This is a genomic window from Actinotalea ferrariae CF5-4 (assembly GCF_000603945.1).
Classification (GTDB): Bacteria; Actinomycetota; Actinomycetes; order Actinomycetales; family Cellulomonadaceae; genus Actinotalea; species Actinotalea ferrariae.
Window position 1 is genome coordinate 1 of record NZ_AXCW01000080.1, and the last position, 19,418, is coordinate 19,418.

Genomic DNA, 19,418 nt, shown 5'->3' on the forward strand with positions numbered 1-19,418 from the left:
CCCCGACCGCGAGCGCGAGGCCGAGCAGCAGCACCCGCCACGCCGGCGTGGGCACCGACCGCCTCACACCTCCAGCGTCCGCCCGGGACGGCCACCACCGCCAGGGACGTCGGGCCCGGGTGCGGGCGCCCGGGCCCCGCCGGCCCGGAAAGAGCGGACGGGTGCCGTCGCGGCGGGCACGATGGGGTCATGAACGCACCCCGCATCTCCGCACCCCGAACCGTCGTCGTCACGGGCGCCGGCCGCGGCATCGGCCGTGGGCTCGCCCTGGGCCTGGCCGAGCGCGGCTACGCCGTCGCGCTGCTGGGCCGCACCCCCGAGCACCTGCAGGAGGTCGCGGACGCCGTCGCGGCCGCGGCCGCCGAGGCGGGGCGGGAGGCCCCGCGGACCGTCGTCGTCCCCGTGGAGCTCACGGACACCGCGGCCGTGCGCGCGGCCGCGCGGACCGTGGAGGAGGCGTTCGCCGACCTCGGCGGGGTGGGTCTGCTCGTCAACAACGCCGGGGTCATCGAGCGCACCGAGGGCGACCTGCTCGAGACCGACGTGGAGGAGACCTGGCGGGTCGTCGAGGTGAACGTCCGCGGCCCGCTGGTCGTGACCCAGGCCTTCCTGGGCGCGATGGTCGCGCGCGGCAGCGGCCGCATCGTCAACATCAACTCCGGGTCGGCCTACAAGGCGGCGCGGGAGTACACGGGCTACGGCATCAGCAAGGGCGCGCTCGCGCGCCTGACGACGCTCGTCGACGCGCAGTTCCGCGACCGGGGCGTCCGCGTGTTCGACCTGGCCCCCGGTGTCGTGCGGACCGACATGGCCACGTCCATGCCGTTCCACAAGGACCGGGAGGAGTGGACACCGGTGGAGGCGAGCGTGGACCTCCTGGTGGCGGTCGGGGACGGCGACCTCGACGCGCTGTCCGGCCGGTTCCTGCGCGCGGACACGGACACGCCCCACAGCCTCGAGGCGCACGCCTACGACGTGCTCGTCACCGACTCCCGTCGGCTGGCCGTGCTGACCTACGGCCCGCACGACCCGATGAGGGGGTGACCCGGCCCCCTGCGGTGGGTCACCGTCCCGTCACCCCCCGGGCACGACCGCCGGGACGTCGCCGAACCACTCGTGCACCCGGTCGGCGATGGCCCGCTCGAACAGGTCGTCGTCGTGCCGTGCGCGCAGCCAGCCCTGGAAGTCGCCACCGCAGGCGGCGTCCATCCGGGCCAGGCAGGCCGCCGGGTCGGTGACCGCCCGCAGCAGCATGTCCTCCGCCTCCTCCGGCGTCCGGTACAGGAACGGGTAGCCCGCCGGCAGGAGCGCGTGGACCCACGGCCGGTCGGGGAAGATCCCGACCGCCCCGGCGACGAGCGCCTCGACGTACTCCAGGCCGTAGGACTCCTCGACCGCGGTCGCCAGGAACGCCGTCGTGCGCGCGAGCGCGTGCCAGTAGTCCTCGCGGGTGGCGGTCAGCGGCCCGACCCAGGCCCAGCGCTGCCGCGACAGCCGCATGGCCTGCTCGGAGATGAGGTGCGACTCGTGCAGCCGCGCCTCGACCCGGATCGGGGTGCGGCGCGCGATGCGCTCGACCACGTCGAGGAACAGCCGCGGGTTCTTGCGCTCCGACAGGTAGATCGCGGGGTACAGGACCACCGGCTCGTCGGTCGCGGCCCGCGGCTGGACGTGCTCCAGCCGGATGCCGAGGTTGACCCAGGCGATGCGGGCCTTCTCGGCCAGCTGCGGCACCGTCCAGAAGTTGACGATCTCCCGGACCTCGCTCGCCGTCCGCTCGGAGTTGGCGAAGGTCGGGAAGCTCGCGCAGGACAGCGCCAGCGTCGCGCGCTCCACGGGGTGGCGCATCTGCGACGTGCTGAACCACACGAAGTTCATGAGCCGCGGCTCGGGGTGGCTGCGGCGCAGCGTCTGCCACACGGCGAGGGAGTCCGTGACGTCCATGTCGAGGACCACGGTGTCCGCCGCGTCGACGAACTCCAGCGGCAGGACGTCGAGGTCCCGGTAGCGGCGCGGGCCGCTGCCCACGATCTCCGCGCCGGGGAAGACCCGGAGCAGACGGCGGACGAGCGTCGCGCCCGCGTCGTGCCCCGTGACGACGCCGTCGGGGTCGACGACGGCCGAGTCGTACTTGATCGCGAGCCTCATCGCTGCTCACCGGCTCCCTGCTCGGCCAGGGCCGAGGACGTCGTGGTGGGGGACGGGGCGTCCCGGCTGGTCCGTGGCTCCGGCGCCGGGCCGCCCGCGGGCTCCGGCTCGTCCTCCAGGGACGTCCGGATCCGCATGCCGTAGAAGGAGCGGTGCACGAAGAACAGGGCCACCGCGAAGAACACCGCCGCGAGGGTGGTGACGAGGGTCTGCCGGCCCTGCGCGGTGAGGCTCACCGCGAGCTCCACGGCCAGCAGCCCGAACAGGGTCGTGAACTTGATGACCGGGTTCAGCGCCACCGACGACGTGTCCTTGTACGGGTCGCCGACGGTGTCGCCGACGATCGTCGCGTCGTGCAGGGCCGTGCCCTTGGCGTGCAGGTCGACCTCGACGATCTTCTTGGCGTTGTCCCAGGCGCCGCCGGCGTTCGCCATGAAGATCGCCTGGTAGAGCCCGAACACGGCGATCGAGACGAGGTAGCCGATGAAGAAGAACGGCTCGACGAACGCGAAGGACAGGGTCAGGAAGAACACGCCGAGGAACATGGTGAGCATGCCCTGCTGCGCGTACTGCGTGCAGATCTCCACGACGCGGCGCGAGTCCGCCTCGCTGGCCCGGGTCACGCCGTCGAGGCGGATCGTGGTGCGGATGAACTCGACCGCGCGGTAGGCACCCGTGGTGACGGCCTGGATCGACGCGCCGGTGAACCAGTAGATGACGGCGCCGCCGGTGATGAGGCCGAGCAGCAGCGGGGCGTGCAGGAGGGAGAGGTTCTCCAGCCCCGTGGTGAGGGAGTCGGTCAGGGCCATGACGATCGAGAAGATCATGGTGGTCGCCCCGACGACGGCGGTGCCGATGAGGACGGGCTTGGCGGTCGCCTTGAAGGTGTTCCCGGCGCCGTCGTTCTCCTCGAGCATGAGCTTGGCCTTGGTCCACTGCGGGTCCACGCCGTGCTCCCGCCGCATCTCCTCGTCGATGCCCTCGACCTCCTCGATCGTGGACAGCTCGTAGACGCTCTGCGCGTTGTCCGTGACCGGGCCGTAGGAGTCCACGGCGATCGTGACGGGCCCCATGCTGAGGAAGCCGAAGGCGACGAGGCCGAAGGCGAAGATCGCCGGGGCGACCATGATCGCCTCGAGCCCCAGGCCGCTGATGAGGAACGCCGCGCCCATGAGGCCGACGATGGAGGTGCCCAGCCAGAACGCGGAGAAGTTGCCGGCGACGAGGCCGGACAGGATCGTCAGCGACGCGCCGCCCTGGCGGGAGCTCTTGACGACCTCGCGGACGTGCTTGCTGTGCGTGGAGGTGAAGACCTTGACGAGCTCGGGGATGAGGGCGCCCGCGAGGGTGCCGCAGCTGATGATCGACGCGAGCTTCCACCACAGGCCGTCGGTGGTGCTCGGCGCCAGGACCGCCCACGTCGTGAGGTAGGTGGCGGCCATCGACACGACGGACGTGAGCCACACGAGCGTGGTCAGCGGCGTCTCGAAGTTCATCCGGTCCGCGCCCGTGTAGCGCGCGCGGGTCCACGCGTCGTTCGCGAGGTAGGACAGCGCGGACGCCACGACCATGACGGCCCGCACGACGAAGATCCACACCAGGAGGGCGGCCTGGACGGCCGGGTCGCCCACGCCGAGCAGCACGAACGTGATGAGCGCGACGCCGGTGACGCCGTAGGTCTCGAAGCCGTCGGCGCTCGGGCCGACCGAGTCGCCCGCGTTGTCACCGGTGCAGTCCGCGATGACGCCGGGGTTGCGGGCGTCGTCCTCCTTGATCTTGAACGCGATCTTCATGAGGTCGGAGCCGATGTCAGCGATCTTGGTGAAGATGCCGCCGGCGATGCGCAGGGCCGCCGCGCCGAGCGACTCGCCGATCGCGAAGCCGATGAAGCACGCGCCCGCGAGGTCGGCCGGGAGGAACAGCAGGATGATCAGCATGATCAGCAGCTCGAGGCTGATGAGCACCATGCCGATCGACATGCCCGACCGCATCGGGATCTGGTGCACCGGCAGGGGCTTGCCGCCCAGGGAGGCGAACGCCGTGCGGGAGTTGGCCAGGGTGTTGACCCGGATGCCGAACCAGGCGACCGAGTACGAGCCCGCCATGCCGACGAGGCTGAAGGCGATGACGACGGCGACCCGGCCCCACGGCAGCCCGACGAGGACCCCGTAGTAGGTGACGATCACCGCGGCGATGAAGCCCCACAGCACGAGCAGGAACCGGCCCTGCTGGGTGAGGTACGTCTTGCAGGTCGACCAGATGAGGTCCGCGACGTCGCTCATCGAGCGGTGCACCGGCAGCCGGCGCAGCTGGAGGTACACCAGCAGCCCGAACCCGAGGCCCAGGCCGCAGACGGCCAGACCGAGGAGCAGGAGCGTGCGACCCGACATCCCGCCCAGGACCGTCACCCCGGACAGGTCCGGCAGGACCAGGCTCACCTCCCCGCCGTGCGCGCCGTCGCCGCCTGCCTCGGCGGTGACGGCGCGCACGGCGGGGACGTCGAGCGCCCCCGCCAGCTGACCCACCCAGTCGTGGACCATGACGTCCCTCTCGCATGAAGTCCGGCGGGCCAGCCCTGGTCCCGGTCCATCGACCCGTCGGTGTGTCGCGCACTTCCACGCTAGGTGCGGGCTGGAAGCGCTCCCTGGGACCTCCGGCGCAGGCGCGAGAGGTCATCCCCCGTGCGCCGCCTGTGCCGTTCGAGGCCGTGAGAAATCGGGCCCTTGGTCCCCGGACGAGGCCGGGCGCGGGTTGCACGCTGGAGGCCTGACGACGGCAACGAGGCCGTCGTCCGGCACGAGAAGAGGACCTCCGGTGGCGAAGTACGTCTACGACTTCAGCGAGGGGAACAAGGACCTCAAGGATCTGCTCGGGGGGAAGGGCGCCAACCTCGCCGAGATGACCCGCCTGGGCCTCCCGGTCCCCCCCGGCTTCACGATCACGACCGAGGCCTGCCGCGCCTTCATGGCCGACGGCCAGCTCCCGCCCGAGCTCCGGGTCGAGGTGACCATGGCGGTGCGCCGCCTCGAGGACGCCATCGGGCGCAACCTCGGCGACCCCTACGACCCGCTGCTCGTCTCCGTGCGCTCGGGCGCCAAGTTCTCCATGCCGGGCATGATGGAGACCGTCCTGAACATCGGCCTCAACGACGCGAGCGTCCAGGGCCTGGCGAAGTTCTCCGACGACGAGCGCTTCGCGTGGGACTCCTACCGCCGGCTCATCCAGATGTTCGGCAAGACCGTCCTGGACATCGACGGTGCCCTGTTCTCCGGCGCGCTGGACGACCTCAAGGTCGCGCGCGGCGTCAGCGGCGACACGGATCTCACCGCCGCGGACCTGCAGGAGCTCACCGGCACGTTCAAGGACATCGTCCGGGAGCAGTCCGGCCGCGAGTTCCCGCAGCACCCGCGCGAGCAGCTCGACCTGGCGATCACGGCGGTCTTCAACTCCTGGAACACCGACCGGGCGCGCCTGTACCGCCGTCGCGAGCGGATCCCGCACGACCTGGGCACGGCCGTCAACGTCGTCTCCATGGTGTTCGGCAACCTCGGCACGACCTCCGGCACGGGCGTGTGCTTCACCCGCGACCCCTCCACCGGCCACTCGGGCGTCTACGGCGACTACCTGCCGAACGCGCAGGGCGAGGACGTCGTCGCCGGCATCCGCAACACCCTCACGCTCGCGGACCTCGAGCAGCTCGACCCGACGTCGTACGCCGAGCTCCGGCAGGCGATGCGTCGCCTGGAGACCCACTACCGCGACCTGTGCGACATCGAGTTCACCATCGAGCGCGGCAAGCTCTGGATGCTCCAGACGCGCGTCGGCAAGCGCACCGCCGGCGCGGCGTTCCGCATCGCGACGCAGCTCGTCGACGAGCACCTCATCACCATGGACGAGGCGCTGGACCGGGTCACCGGGGCGCAGCTGAGCAAGCTGATGTTCCCCCAGTTCGACGCCGCCGCCGACGGCCGCACGCTCCTGGCGACCGGCATGGCCGCCTCGCCGGGCGCCGCGGTGGGCATGGCGGTGTTCGACTCCGCCACCGCCCAGGCCTGGGCGGCCGAGGGCAAGGACGTCATCCTCGTGCGGCGCGAGACGAACCCCGACGACCTCGGCGGCATGATCGCCGCCGTCGGCGTCCTCACCTCGCGCGGCGGCAAGACGTCCCACGCGGCCGTCGTCGCCCGCGGCATGGGGACCACGTGCGTCGTCGGCGCGGAGAAGCTCGACGTCGACGTCGTGGCGCGGGTCATGCGGGTGGGCAAGCGCGTCGTCAAGGAGGGCGAGGTCATCGCGATCGACGGCTCCAGCGGGGAGATCTTCCTCGGCGAGGTGCCCGTCGTGCCGTCGCCGGTCGTCCAGTACCTCGAGGACGGCCTGGACGTCGCGCTGGACCAGGCGGCCGACGACGAGACGCGTGAGCTGGTCAAGGCCGTCGACCGGATCCTCAGCCACGCCGACACGGTCCGCCGCCTGCGGGTGCACGCCAACGCGGACACCCCGGGCGACGCCCACCGCGCCCGGCTGTGGGGGGCCCAGGGCATCGGCCTGTGCCGCACGGAGCACATGTTCCTCGGCGACCGGCGCGTGCTCATCGAGCGGCTCATCGTGGCCCAGGACGACGCCGAGCGGCAGGCCGCCCTCGACGCGCTCCTGCCGCTCCAGCGGGCGGACTTCATCGAGATCCTCCGCGAGATGGACGGCCGCCCGACGACGATCCGCCTCATCGACCCGCCGCTGCACGAGTTCCTGCCGGACCTCACGGAGCTGTCGGTCAAGGTGGCCCTCGACGCCGAGCGCGGGGCGAGCGGGCCCGACGTCGAGCGGGACCGGGTGCTCCTGGTCGCGGTCAAGCGGATGCACGAGGCCAACCCGATGCTCGGTCTGCGCGGCGTCCGGCTCGGCATCGTCGTGCCGGGGCTCTTCGCCCTGCAGATCCGCGCGGTCGCCGAGGCCGCGGCGGCGCTGCTGCACGAGGGCGCCCGCCCCCACGCGGAGATCATGGTGCCGCTCGCGGCGTCCGTGATGGAGCTGCACCTCGTGCGCGACGAGGCGGAGGCGATCCTCGCCGCCGTCGCCGCGGAGCAGGGCGTCGCGCTGCGCATCCCCATCGGCGCCATGATCGAGCTGCCGCGCGCGGCGCTCACGGCCGACCGGATGGCGCAGGCCGCGGAGTTCTTCTCCTTCGGCACCAACGACCTGACGCAGACGACGTGGGGCTTCTCGCGCGACGACGTGGAGGGTGCGTTCTTCGCCGAGTACACCGAGCGCGGCGTCATCTCGGTGTCGCCGTTCGAGACGATCGACCGCCGCGGTGTCGGCCGGCTCGTGCGGATCGCCGTGGAGGAGGGACGCTCGGAGCGTCCCGACATCGTGCTCGGCGTCTGCGGCGAGCACGGCGGCGACCCGGAGTCCATCCACTTCTTCCACGAGGTGGGCCTGGACTACGTGAGCTGCTCGCCGTTCCGCATCCCCGTCGCGCGGCTCGAGGCAGGCCGGGCGGCGGTCAGCGCCGCAGGGAGCGACTCCCGCTGACCGCCTGAGGGTGGTCCCAGGGAGGCCACCAGGACGGCCACGACCAGGGCCGGGTCGGCAGCACCACCGGGCTGCCGACCCGGCCCGTCGTCGTGCACGGCCTCAGTACGCTCCTCGCGTGACCGACGACAGGCCCGCCCAGACCATCGACGACGCCGCCGCGCCGCTCGCCCCGCACCACGCCGCCCCGCGCGGCTGGCTGGACCGGTTGGGCCTGCTCGGCCGTGGCGCCCTCATCGGCGCCGCCGAGGTCGTGCCCGGCGTCTCCGGCGGCACCATCGCCCTCATCGTCGGGGTCTACGAGACGCTCATCCGCTCCGCGGGCCATCTCGTCCGTGCGGCCGTGACCCTGGTGGGGTCGCTCCTGGGCCGGGTGGACCGCGGCCGGTCCCGGCACCACGCGCGCGAGGTCCGCTGGGACGCCGTGCTGCCCATCGGCATCGGCATGCTGCTCGCCGTCCTCGCCGGCGCGGCCGTCCTGGAGCCGCTGCTCGAGGAGTACCCGGTGCAGCTCCGCGCGCTGTTCGCCGGGCTGATCGTCGCCTCGCTCGCCGTGCCCGCCCGGATGGTCGGCGGTCGCTGGACGCTGCGGGAGGTCGGCGTCGCCGGCCTCGCCGCGGCGGCCGCGTTCTTCCTCACGAGCATCCCGCCGGCGGCCGAGCAGGACCCGTCGGCACTGGTGGTGTTCGGCGCGGCGGCGATCGCGATCTGCGCCCTCGTGCTCCCCGGGATCTCGGGGTCCTTCCTCCTGCTGACCCTCGGCCTGTACCAGCCCACGCTGGCGGCCGTGAACGACCGCGACCTCGCGTACCTGGGGATCTTCGTGCTCGGCGCGATCTTCGGGCTGTCCGTGTTCGTGTCGGGCCTGCAGTGGCTGCTCGAGCACCGGCACCGCGTCACGCTCGTCGTCATGACGGGCCTCATGGCCGGGTCGCTGCGGGCGCTGTGGCCGTGGCAGGACGAGGACCGCGGTCTCCTGCCCCCGGGGGAGTCGGTGGGCGCCGTCGTCGGGCTGTTCGCCGTCGGCGTCGCGATCGTCCTGGCGCTCATGCTGGTGGAGCACCGCATCCAGGCGCGCGCCGCGGCGCCGCAGCACCGGGCTCCGGAGGACGCCACGACCTGAGCGGCAGCCGGGCGCCAGCCGGACGCCAGCCGGACGCCTCGGAATGCCCCGGCCCGCGGCGCTGGTTAGCGTCGAGGAGGGCCCCGTGCCGGCAGCCGCCGGCCCGGACCCCGTCCCTGACCGCCGCACCACAGCACCCGGAGGCCTCATGACCACGCGCACCGCCCGCACCGCCTGGAACGGCTCCCTGCAGGACGGCTCCGGCCAGGTGGAGCTCACGAGCTCCAAGGTCGGCACCTTCTCCGTGTCCTTCCCGCGACGGGTGGCGGACTCGCCCGAGGGCGTGACGAGCCCCGAGGAGCTCATCGCGGCGGCCCACTCGTCCTGCTTCGCGATGCAGCTCTCCGGTCTGCTGGGCAAGGAGGGCGGCACCCTGCAGTCCGCCGAGGTGCAGGCCGACGTGTCCGTCAACCCCGACGGGGAGGGCGGCCTGGTCATCGACAGCATCCGCCTCACCCTGACGGCGGAGGTGGACGGCGTCGACGAGCAGACGTTCCTCGCGACGGCCGAGAAGGCCAAGCAGACCTGCCCGGTGAGCAAGGCCCTGGCCGGGACGACCATCACGCTGGACGCCTCGCTGGCCTGAGCGACCGCCGCGACGCCCCGCCCGGACGCTCGTCCGGGCGGGGCGTCGTCGTGCCGGCGGTGCCGTCGGAGCCGCCGCGGTCAGCCGGCCTTCGGCAGTGCCGGGTCCAGGACGACCTTGATGCAGCCGTCCTCCTTCTTCTGGAACGTCTCGTACATGGCCGGCGCGTCCTCGAGCGAGGCGCGGTGCGTGCGCAGGTCCAGCACGCCCAGCGGGTCGTCGTCGCGCGCCACGAGCGGCAGCACGTCGTCGATCCAGGTCCGCACGTTCGCCTGGCCCATCCGGACGGTGACCTGCTTGTCGAACAGCTCCATCATCGGCAGCGGGTCCGCGGAGCCGCCGTAGACGCCGGACAGCGAGAGGGTGCCGCCGCGGCGCACCGAGGAGATGGCCGTGTAGAGCGCCGCGAGGCGGTCGATCCCGGCCTTGTCGATCATCTTCCGGCCGATCGCGTCCGGCAGGAACGCCGCGGCCTTCATGGCCGTCTCGGCCACGGGCGACCCGTGCGCCTCCATGCCGACCGCGTCGATCACCGACGCCGGACCCCGGCCGTCGGTGAGGTCGCGCAGCGCGGCGGGCACGTCGTCGACGTCGCGCAGGTCGATCGTCTCGATGCCGTGCCGCCGAGCCATCTCCAGCCGCTCGGGCACGAGGTCGACGCCGAAGACCCGGGCCGCCCCGACGTGCGCCGCGATGCGCGCCGCCATCTGCCCGATCGGTCCCAGCCCGATGACCGCGACGTCACCGCCGGGCTGGACGTCGGCGTACTGCACGGCCTGCCAGGCGGTCGGGACGACGTCGGACAGGTACAGCCAGCGCTCGTCGGGCGAGCCGTCGTCGGGGACCTTCACCGGCCCGAACTGCGCCTGGGGGACGCGCAGGTACTCGGCCTGCCCGCCCGCGACGTGCCCGTAGAGGGTCGTGTAGCCGAAGAGCGAGGCGCCCTTGCTCGCGTGCCGGTTCTGGGTGGTCTCGCACTGGGTCGACAGGCCGCGCGAGCACATGAAGCACGACCCGCACGCGATGACGAAGGGCACGACGACGCGGTCGCCGGGGGACAGGCCCGTGACCTGGGGCCCGACCTCCTCGACGATGCCCATCGGCTCGTGCCCCAGGACGTCGCCGGACTCCAGGAACATCCCCAGCGTCGAGTACAGGTGCAGGTCCGAGCCGCAGATGGCCGTCGACGTGACGCGGATGACGGCGTCGGTGGGTTCCACGATCGTCGGGTCCGGCACGGTCTCGACGCTCAGCTTCTCGGTGCCCTGCCAGGTCAGTGCGCGCACGGGGTCCTCCAGTGGTGGGACGGCGGGGCGCCGCCGACGACGGCGTCCCGGGCGCGGGCCGTCGGGCCCGCCGACCCAGGCTCACCCGGTCGCGGTCGTCCCGCACCCCGGGACGGGCAGGGCCGCGTGCCGCCCGGGGTCCGCAGCGCGGTCGCCCCGGCGAGGTCCCAGCAGGTGCGTGGCAGGATCGGCGCGTGGCCACGACCGCCGTCCCCCCGAGCCCGCAGACGCCGGCCGCCGTCTCGGCCGCCGACCTGGTCCACGAGCTGCGGCGCGCCGTCGGCGGGGAGGTGGACGACGCGACCCGGCGCCGGGCCGAGTACTCCACGGACGCCTCCAACTACCGGGTCGTCCCCCAGGTCGTCGTCTTCCCCCGGGACACCGACGACCTGCTCGCCGTGTCCGAGGTCGCCCGCCGGACGGGCAGCGCGCTCACCCTGCGTGGGGGCGGCACGTCCGTGGCGGGCAACGCGATCGGGCCCGGGATCGTCGTCGACACCTCCCGGCACCTCACGGCCGTCCGCGAGATCGACCCCGAGACGCGCACCGCCGTCGTCGAGCCCGGCGTGGTCATGAGCGCGCTCCAGGCGGCCGCCCGCCCCCACGGCCTGCGCTTCGGGCCGGACCCCTCCACGCAGAACCGCGCGACCCTCGGCGGGATGATCGGCAACAACGCGTGCGGCCCGCACGCCGTCGCCTACGGCCGCACCGCGGACAACGTGGTCGCCCTGGACGTCGTCGACGGCCACGGGCGCCGGTTCACGGCGGGCGCGGGCAGCGGCGCCCTGGACCCGGTCCCCGGCCTCGCCGGGCTCGTGACGGCGAACCTGCAGACCATCCGCACCGAGTTCGGACGCTTCGGGCGCCAGGTGTCCGGGTACTCCCTGGAGCACCTGCTGCCCGAGCGCGGCGCCGACCTGGCCAAATTCCTCGTCGGCACGGAGGGCACGCTCGTCACGCTCCTCGGGGCGACCGTCCGGCTCGTCCCGATCGCCGACGCCGCGGTGCTCGTCGTCCTCGGCTACGCGGACATGCCGAGCGCCGCCGACGCGGTGCCGGCGCTCCTGGCGCACGAGCCCCTCGCGATCGAGGGCCTGGACGCCCGCCTCGTGGACGTCGTGCGCCGGCACAAGGGCGAGGCGCACGTCCCCGCGCTGCCCGAGGGTGCCGGGTGGCTCATGGTCGAGATGGGCGGGGCGACGCGCGAGGAGGCGCTGGACCGCGCCCGGGCGATGGTCGCCGACGCGGCCGCGGTCTCGGCGCAGGTCGTGCCGGCGGGTCCGGAGGCGGCGTCCCTGTGGCAGATCCGGGCCGACGGCGCGGGCCTGGGCGGACGCACGCCGTCGGGCGCGCAGGCGTGGCCCGGCTGGGAGGACGCCGCGGTGCCGCCGGAGCGGCTCGGCGCCTACCTGCGCGACTTCGACGCGCTCATGGCCCGGCACGGCGTCGACGGCCTGCCGTACGGGCACTTCGGGGACGGCTGCATCCACGTCCGCCTCGACGTGCCCCTGGAACGGGCCGACGACGTTCCGGGGTTCCGCGCGTTCATGACCGAGGCCGCGCAGCTCGTCACCTCCTACGGCGGGTCGCTCTCCGGCGAGCACGGCGACGGCCGGGCGCGCGGCGAGCTCCTGAGCCTCATGTACACCCCGGCCGCGCTGGACGCGTTCGCCCAGGTCAAGCACCTCTTCGACCCGGCCGACGTGCTCAACCCGGGCGTCGTCGTCGCGCCGCGGCCGATCGACGCGGACCTGCGCCGGCCGCACGCCGCACCGCTGCCGCGCGCCACCGGCTTCGCCTTCGCCCACGACGACGGCGACTTCACCACGGCCGTGCACCGCTGCGTCGGGGTCGGCAAGTGCCGCGCGGACTCCTCCGCGGCGGGCGGCTTCATGTGCCCCTCCTACCTGGCCACCCGCGACGAGAAGGACTCCACCCGCGGTCGGGCCCGCGTGCTCCAGGAGATGGCCAACGGGTCCGTCGTCGGCGACGGGTGGCGCTCGAAGGAGGTGCACGAGGCCCTCGACCTGTGCCTGTCCTGCAAGGCCTGCTCGAGCGACTGCCCCGCCGGGGTGGACATGGCGCAGTACAAGGCCGAGGTGCTGCACCGGACGTACCAGGGGCGGCTGCGGCCGGTGAACCACTACGCCCTGGGCTGGCTGCCGCGGTGGTCGGCCCTCGTCGGGCGTCTGCGGCTGGCGCGGCCGGCGAACGCCGTGCTGGGCGTGCGTCCCATCGCCCAGCTGGTCCTCGCGCTCGGCGGCATGGACACCCGGCGCAGCATCCCGCGGTTCGCGGAGGTGCCGTTCCGGGCCTGGTGGGCGCAGGAGTCGCGGACCGGCCGCACCCACCGGAACCAGGGGGTCGGCGAGGCGACCACGGCCGCGACGTCGTCGCACGCGACCGGCGGCGTCGACGTGGCGCGCCGCGTCGTGCTCTGGTCGGACTCGTTCTCCGACGGCTTCGACCCCGACGTGCCGCGCGCGATGATCGCCGTGCTGCGGGACGCGGGGTACGAGGTGATCGTCCCGGACCAGCCGGCCTGCTGCGGGCTCACCTGGATCAGCACCGGGCAGCTCGACGGGGCGCGGCGCCGCCTCACCGACCTCCTGGCGGTGCTCGGCCCGTACGCGGTCAACGGCATCCCCATCGTGGGTGTCGAGCCGTCGTGCACGGCGGTGCTGCGGTCGGACCTGCTCGACCTGCTGCCGGACGACCCGCGGGCCGCCGCCGTCGCCCGGGCCACGCGCACCCTCGCCGAGCTGCTCACCGCGCCCGCCCCGGTCGGGCCGGACGGCTGGGTGCCACCCCGGCTCGACGGCGTCGAGGTGCTCGCCCAGCCGCACTGCCACCACCACTCGGTCATGGGCTACCAGCAGGACCTCGCGCTGCTCCAGGACGCCGGTGCCCACGTGCGCGCGCTGGCCGGCTGCTGCGGTCTCGCCGGGAACTTCGGCATGGAGAAGGGGCACTACGACGTCTCCGTGGCGGTCGCCGAGCGCGCCCTGCTGCCCGCGCTGCGGGACCTCACGCCCGGGACGGTGCTGCTCGCCGACGGGTTCTCCTGCCGGACCCAGGCCGACCAGCTCGCGGGGGCGGCCGGGGTCCACCTGGCGCAGCTGCTCGCCGAGCGCCTGGGCCCACGCCCGCAGGCCTGACGCGCCCGGCCTGATGCGCCCGGCCTGATGCACCCGGGTTGATGCGCCCGGCCTGATGCGCCCCGCCAATCCGTCGGAGGGGCAGCCCCGACGCCCCCGACCGTCCTTCGGACGGGTGAGGTCCGGGTCCGTCCGGCGGAAGGCATATCGCCCGCTATGTCCGAACCCCTACGCTGGGCACCGCCCCGCCCCCGACCGCAGAGGTGTCCGGTGACCTCGCACGCGCTGACCCCCGGTCACGGGTTCCCCCTGGCCGCCCTGCCGTCCCAGAACGGTGCGCGCCAGGTCGCCCTGCCGCCGGAGTCGTCGACGCGGCACACGCGGGCCGACGTGGGGGACCAGCTCGACGCGCTGCTCGGCGAGCACCTCCTGCCGGTGCGGACCCGCACGCCCGGCGCCGACGAGCCGCACCTGCTGGCCGTGGACGCCTCGGGCCGGCCCGTGGTCGTGGAGGTGGTCGGCCGGCTGGACCGGGACGCCTGCGTGCGCGCGCTCACCTACGCGGGCCGCGCGGCGAAGATGTCGAGCGACCAGCTCGCCGCCGCCTACGGCGGGGGCGCCCCGAGCTTCGGCCCCCACCTCGAGGCGTTCCGGCGCACCGTGTCCCCGTCGTCCCTGGTGCGCCCCTCGACCGGCGGCGGTGCCCGGCTCCTCGTCGTGTGCACCGAGATCGCCCCCGACGTCGACGACCTGCTGGAGTTCCTCGTCCAGCCCGGCCACCACGTCGAGGTCCTGCGGGTCCGGGTCACCGCGGACCCGTCGGGCGGACGGCTGGTGGACGTCGTGCCCGTGGACCGGTCCGTCCCGCTGCACGCCGCCGCGGGTCTGGCCCCCGACGACCTCCCGGCCCGCCGCCGCGACCGCCGGGCGGAGCCCGCTGCCGAGACCGCCCCTCCGCGGCCCCGACCCACCGTGGTGGCCCCGAGCTTCGCCGTGGCGACCGCCCAGGTCCCGCGCGTCGTGCCCGCGACCGGTCCGGTCCCGGTGAACCACCCCATCGCGGTCGTGCCGGGGGCGTCCGCAGGCTCGCCGGCGACGGGCGAGCACCGGCGCCAGGGTCCCGACCCCCGTCTGGTCGAGATCGCCTCCCGGCTCGACGGGCCGGGTCGTCTCGTGTGGGTGCGGCGCCGGCGGGGCGAGCGGTACGACGCGGTCCTGCACCCGGACGGCGTCGTGGAGACGCGCGGCCGGCGGTTCGGCGACCCGGACCGGGCGGCGGCGTTCGCCTCCGGCGGGACCGTCGTCGACGGCTGGTCGGTGTGGCGGGTGGGTCACGACGACGGGCCGAGCCTCGGCGACCTGCTGCGCGGGTCCCAGCTCGACGGCGCCCGCCGCTGAGGACCGTCCCCGACCACGTCCGCGTCGGGAACGGCCTCCTGACCCCGGCCGTCAGGCCGAGGGGGGCGTGGTAGGTGCGGCGGGAGTGGGCGTCGTCGTCGGCACGGTCGGTCCTGACCACCCGTAGGCGCTGAGCCACCGCGTGACCTCGGCGTAGAAGCGGCCGCGGACCGGCTCGGGCGACAGCGTCAGGTCGTGCAGACCGCCGTCGACGCGGAGGACCGTCACGAGCGGGCCGAGCAGCACGGCGCGCCGCGCCAGGAGGTCGGCGTCGAGGACGACGTCCGCGGACCGCATCTCCTCCCGCCAGCGCGAGCCGACGACGCTGCGGGCCGACGCCGCCATGAGGACGGGCGTGTCGACCGCGAGGCCGCGGGCGACGCGCGCGTGCCCCTCCAGGATCGCCTGGAGCCAGCCGGCGCGGATGGGGAAGAACGGGAACGGCCGCCACGTCTCGTCGTACTCCCACTCCCCGCCGTGGCGCGTCAGGAGCGTCCGGGCGTAGAAGCCCGGGTCGCGGGCGATCATGGGGGTCCGGGGGTGCAGGCGCGCGATCTGCTGGACGACCGGGGCGCTGAGCAGACGGGCGACCGAGGAGCCGGTGATCTCCAGCCAGGGGCTGTTGAGGACCAGCCCGGCGAGCCGGCCCGGGTTCCGGTCCGCCCACAGCGCCGCGACGAGCCCACCCGTGCTGTGCCCCATGAGGGTGACGCGGGCGTGGCGGCCCAGCTCCGCCCGCACCTCGTCCAGCGCCAGGCCGATCTCCTCGTCGTAGGTGGCGAGGTCCTCGACGTGGTTGGGGGTGTGGTGCGGGCGCAGGCTCCGGCCGTACTTGCGCAGGTCGAGGGCGTAGAAGGCGGCGCCCTGGCCGTGCCAGAACTGCGCGAGGCCGACCTGGAAGAAGTAGTCGTTCCACCCGTGCAGGTACAGGACGGCCCGCGCGGGGCGGGTCGGCTCGGGCTCCGCCGGCCGGTGGCGCACGAGCGTCGCGACGACCTCGCCCTCGTCGTCGTCCGTGAGCGCCAGGGTGCGGGCCTGGAAGTCGGGGCCGAGCACGTCGGGCACCCAGCCCTCGTCGGGCGCCGGGGGTGCCCAGGCGCGGTCCGGTGCGCCGGGCGCGGCGCCGTCGTCGGTCGCCATCACCCGACGGTGACGACGACCTTGCCGACCTGCTCGCCGGAGGCGAGCCGGGCGAAGCCGTCGGGCGCGCGCTCCAGCGGCACGCTCGTGTCGACGGTGGGCCGGACGCCGGTGCGGACGAGCATCCGCAGCAGCGCCTCGAGGTCCTCCTTGTCGCCCATCGTCGCCCCGAGCACGGAGATCTCCGTGAAGAAGATCCGGGTCAGCTCCATGGGGGCGGGGTCGCCCGAGGTCGCGCCCGCGACGACGATCGTCCCGCCGGGCCGGACCGAGCGCACCGAGTGGCTCCACGTCGCCGCACCGACGGTCTCCAGCACGGCGTCGGCGCGGAACGGCAGCCGGGCCCCGGGCTCGACGGCGACGGCGGCGCCCATCGTCAGCGCCCGCTCCCGCTTGCCCGCGTCCCGGCTCGTCACGGCCACCTCCAGCCCGGCGGCGGCCCCGAGCTGGACGGCGGCCGACGCGACCCCGCCGCCGGCCCCTTGCACGAGGACCCGGTCCCCGGGGGCGAGGCGCGCGCTGGTGAAGAGCATCCGGTAGGCGGTGAGCCACGCCGTCGGCAGGCACGCGGCCTCCTCGAAGCTCAGCTCCGCGGGCTTCGGCACCAGGTTCCAGGTGGGCACGGCGACCTGCTCGGCGAGCGTCCCCGGGTACCGCTCGGACAGCAGCGAACGGCGTTCGCCCGGGCCCACGCCGTGGCCCGTCGCCCCGACGACGGCGTGCACCACGACCTCCCGGCCGTCCGCCGTCACGCCCGCCGCGTCGCAGCCCAGCACCATCGGCAGCGCCTCGTCCGGCAGGCCCACACCGCGCAGGGACCACAGGTCGTGGTGGTTCAGGCTCGCGGCGCGGACGTCGACGACGGACCAGTGCGGCGGCAGCGCGGCGGCGTCCGGCCGGTCGACCCGGCGCATCTCGAGGCCGGACAACGGGTCGTCCTGGCTGGTGCGGGCGGCGACGGCGGCGAGCATGGTCATGTCGGCCACCGTAGGCGCTCGCCCTCGCGGCCGTCAGACGAGGGGCAGCATCCCGCTGAGGTCCGGCGTCGAGTCGGAGGTGTACCGGGGTCGCAGCGCGGCCCCGATGGTGTCGGCGTCGCGGGGCGTCCGGCCGCAGGCCAGCCGCACCCAGGCGCGCGGCTCGACGACCTCCAGGTCCCAGCCGCCGCGTCCCGTGACGATCGCCAGGAGCGCGTCCGAGACGACCTCCAGCGCCTCGTCGAGGACGACGTCGCCGGGCTGCTCCGGCAGCGACCGGTCCAGGTCGTCGCCGTGGACGACGAGCTCGAGCAGGCGGCTGAGCACGAGGTCCGACAGGCGGATCTCCGCGACGCGCGTGCGGACGACGGGGTCCGGGGCCAGCGCTCGCAGGTCGTGGAGCTGGGCGAAGGCGTCCTCGGCGTGGCGGTCCAGCGCCGCCAGCGGGTCCGCCGCGATCTCCTGGGCGAGCTGCCGCGTGATCGCGTCGATGCGCTCCGCGCGCTCCGCGGCCAGGGCGAGGTAGGGGCCGAGGCCGACCGGGTGCGCATCCTCGTCGGCGGGCTGGGTCACCGCCACGGCGTCCATCACCCGGCCGACGTGGGCGACGAGCTCGGCGACCGTCCAGCCCGGCAGGACGCTCGGGGCCGCCGTCGCGTCGTCGTCGAGCTGGTCGAGCCACTCCCGCAGCCGCAGCCACTGCGCACGCAGGAGACGGTCGGTCGTCGCGAGGTCGGTGGCCATGCCTCGCATCGTAGGGAGGGGTGTGCCCGACCGCAGGGCCAGGTGCCCGCCGCGACCGGACCGTGCGGTGCGGGGGTCGCTCCGATCCGAGGCCGATGTCAGGCCGACGTCAGCCCAGGAACTCCCGGACCAGCGGGCCGAGCTGGTCGAACTCGATGAGGAAGCCGTCGTGCCCGTAGTCGGAGCGGATGAGGTGCGTCCCGTCGGCGCCGGGCAGCGCGGCGGCGACGCGGTCGGACTGCTCCGGCAGGTAGAGGCGGTCGGAGTCGACGGCGACGACGAGCGCCCGGGCGGTCACCGTGCCCAGCGCGGCCTCGACCCCACCGCGGTCGCGGCCGACGTCGTGGGACAGCATCGACTCGGTGAGCACGAGGTAGGAGTTCGCGTCGAACCGCCGGGCGAGCTTGCCGGCGTGGTGGTCGAGGTAGGACTGGACGGCGTACCGCCCGCCCCCGCCCAGCGGCTCCTCGGCGCCCTGCGGCGTCCGGCCGAACCGCTCGTCGAGCTCGACGGCCGCCCGGTAGGTGGTGTGCGCGATCTGGCGGGCGATGCCCAGCCCGACGTGCGGGCCCTGGCCCTCCGGCAGGTCGTAGTAGTCGCCGCCGTGCCAGCCCGGGTCGCTGCGGATCGCCTCGAGCTGCGGGTGCGCCCAGGCGATCTGGTCGGCGGTGGTCTGCGCCGTGGTGGCGATCGCGCCGAGCGCGCGGACCCGCTCCGGGGCCGTGACGGCCCACTCGAGCACCCGCATGCCACCCATCGAGGCGCCGACGACGAACGCCCAGCTCTCGACGCCCAGCGCGTCCGCCAGCGCGATCTCGGCGCGCACCTGGTCGCGCGTCGTGACGAACGGGAACCGCCCGCCCCAGGGCCGGCCGTCGGGGGCGTTCGTCGCCGGGCCCGTCGTGCCCTGGCAGCCGCCGAGGACGTTGGGCGCGACGACGAAGTACCGGTCGGTGTCGATGGGGCACCCGGGGCCGACGAGCGTGTCCCACCAGCCCGCCGTGGGGTGACCCGGCCCGGCGGGGCCGAGGACGTGCGAGTCCCCGGTCAGCGCGTGCAGGACGAGCACGGCGTTGTCACCGGTGGGGGAGAGCGTCCCCCAGGTCTCGTAGGCGATCGTCACGTCCGGCAGCGTCTCGCCGCCCTCGAGCGTGAGCGGCCCGATCGACAGCAGCTGCCGGTCCCCGAGCGGGTCCCCCTCCCGCCACGCCGCACTGGCGGGCACCGGCGCGCCGTCGGCCCACACGGGCTCGCGGCGCGGGCGGGTGCCCGTCGTCGTCGTCGCGGTCTGCACGACGCGCCAACCTACGTCGCTCGCGCGACGTCGGCCCGGGGTGTCCACGTCGTGCGCACCGGGGGGCGCGCTCGGGCGCGCGGCCTGCG

At 74.5% G+C, this 19,418-nt stretch carries 13 protein-coding genes; 6 read left to right on the forward strand and 7 right to left on the reverse strand.

Translation table 11 applies throughout. From position 1 onward, the window contains the following. Window positions 1-189 precede the first annotated feature (189 nt). Complete coding sequence (locus N866_RS09090; RefSeq protein WP_034225510.1) at window positions 190-1,044, forward strand: SDR family NAD(P)-dependent oxidoreductase; 855 nt, start codon at window positions 190-192, stop codon at window positions 1,042-1,044. Window positions 1,045-1,074: 30 nt separating this feature from the next. Here the strand turns inward: N866_RS09090 and N866_RS09095 are convergent, their stop codons facing one another. Beyond that, window positions 1,075-2,148: a glycosyltransferase family protein gene (locus N866_RS09095; RefSeq protein WP_034225512.1), complete on the reverse strand. Its 1,074-nt coding sequence runs from the start codon at window positions 2,146-2,148 to the stop codon at window positions 1,075-1,077. Beyond that, on the reverse strand, window positions 2,145-4,688 hold the full coding sequence (locus tag N866_RS09100; RefSeq protein WP_081802489.1) for a sodium-translocating pyrophosphatase: 2,544 nt from the start codon (window positions 4,686-4,688) through the stop codon (window positions 2,145-2,147). The genes N866_RS09095 and N866_RS09100 overlap by 4 nt, the downstream gene beginning before the upstream one ends. Window positions 4,689-4,962: 274 nt before the next feature. On the opposite strand from N866_RS09100, the gene ppdK reads away from it, so the two are divergent. From ppdK to N866_RS09115, 3 genes are all read left to right on the forward strand, one after another. Continuing rightward, window positions 4,963-7,683, forward strand: coding sequence for a pyruvate, phosphate dikinase (gene ppdK, locus N866_RS09105; RefSeq protein WP_034225514.1), 2,721 nt, complete (start codon window positions 4,963-4,965; stop codon window positions 7,681-7,683). A 118-nt stretch (window positions 7,684-7,801) separates the two neighbouring features. Next, window positions 7,802-8,806, forward strand: coding sequence for a DUF368 domain-containing protein (locus N866_RS09110; protein WP_245612468.1), 1,005 nt, complete (start codon window positions 7,802-7,804; stop codon window positions 8,804-8,806). A gap of 148 nt (window positions 8,807-8,954) precedes the next feature. Beyond that, entirely contained in the window at window positions 8,955-9,392 is a 438-nt protein-coding gene (locus N866_RS09115; RefSeq protein ID WP_034225516.1) for an OsmC family peroxiredoxin, read from the forward strand. Window positions 9,393-9,472: 80 nt separating this feature from the next. Here the strand turns inward: N866_RS09115 and N866_RS09120 are convergent, their stop codons facing one another. Next, a complete protein-coding gene (locus N866_RS09120) occupies window positions 9,473-10,678 on the reverse strand; it encodes a zinc-dependent alcohol dehydrogenase (protein ID WP_034225518.1) in 1,206 nt (401 codons plus the stop codon). Between the two features lie 194 nt (window positions 10,679-10,872). Here N866_RS09120 and N866_RS09125 point away from each other — a divergent pair, with 194 nt between their 5' ends. Both N866_RS09125 and N866_RS19850 read left to right on the forward strand, forming a co-directional pair. Beyond that, window positions 10,873-13,836, forward strand: coding sequence for an FAD-binding and (Fe-S)-binding domain-containing protein (locus tag N866_RS09125; protein WP_034225520.1), 2,964 nt, complete (start codon window positions 10,873-10,875; stop codon window positions 13,834-13,836). A gap of 210 nt (window positions 13,837-14,046) precedes the next feature. Next, a complete protein-coding gene (locus tag N866_RS19850) occupies window positions 14,047-15,174 on the forward strand; it encodes a restriction system modified-DNA reader domain-containing protein (protein WP_052022722.1) in 1,128 nt (375 codons plus the stop codon). Window positions 15,175-15,225: 51 nt separating this feature from the next. On the opposite strand, the gene N866_RS09135 is transcribed toward N866_RS19850, so the two are convergent. The 4 genes from N866_RS09135 to metX all read right to left on the reverse strand — a co-directional run bounded on the left by N866_RS09135 (window position 15,226) and on the right by metX (window position 19,281). After that, window positions 15,226-16,314 carry an alpha/beta hydrolase gene (locus N866_RS09135; protein ID WP_081802490.1) on the reverse strand — a complete coding sequence of 363 codons (1,089 nt, stop codon included), beginning with the start codon at window positions 16,312-16,314 and terminating at the stop codon, window positions 15,226-15,228. Beyond that, window positions 16,314-17,285 carry a zinc-binding dehydrogenase gene (locus N866_RS09140; protein ID WP_034225531.1) on the reverse strand — a complete coding sequence of 324 codons (972 nt, stop codon included), beginning with the start codon at window positions 17,283-17,285 and terminating at the stop codon, window positions 16,314-16,316. Before N866_RS09140 ends, N866_RS09135 begins: the two co-directional genes overlap by 1 nt. Window positions 17,286-17,324: 39 nt before the next feature. Then, on the reverse strand, window positions 17,325-18,035 hold the full coding sequence (locus tag N866_RS09145; RefSeq protein ID WP_034225522.1) for a maleylpyruvate isomerase N-terminal domain-containing protein: 711 nt from the start codon (window positions 18,033-18,035) through the stop codon (window positions 17,325-17,327). 109 nt (window positions 18,036-18,144) lie between these two features. Then, window positions 18,145-19,281: a homoserine O-acetyltransferase MetX gene (metX, locus tag N866_RS09150; RefSeq protein ID WP_034225533.1), complete on the reverse strand. Its 1,137-nt coding sequence runs from the start codon at window positions 19,279-19,281 to the stop codon at window positions 18,145-18,147. Between the last annotated feature and the right edge of the window lie 137 nt (window positions 19,282-19,418).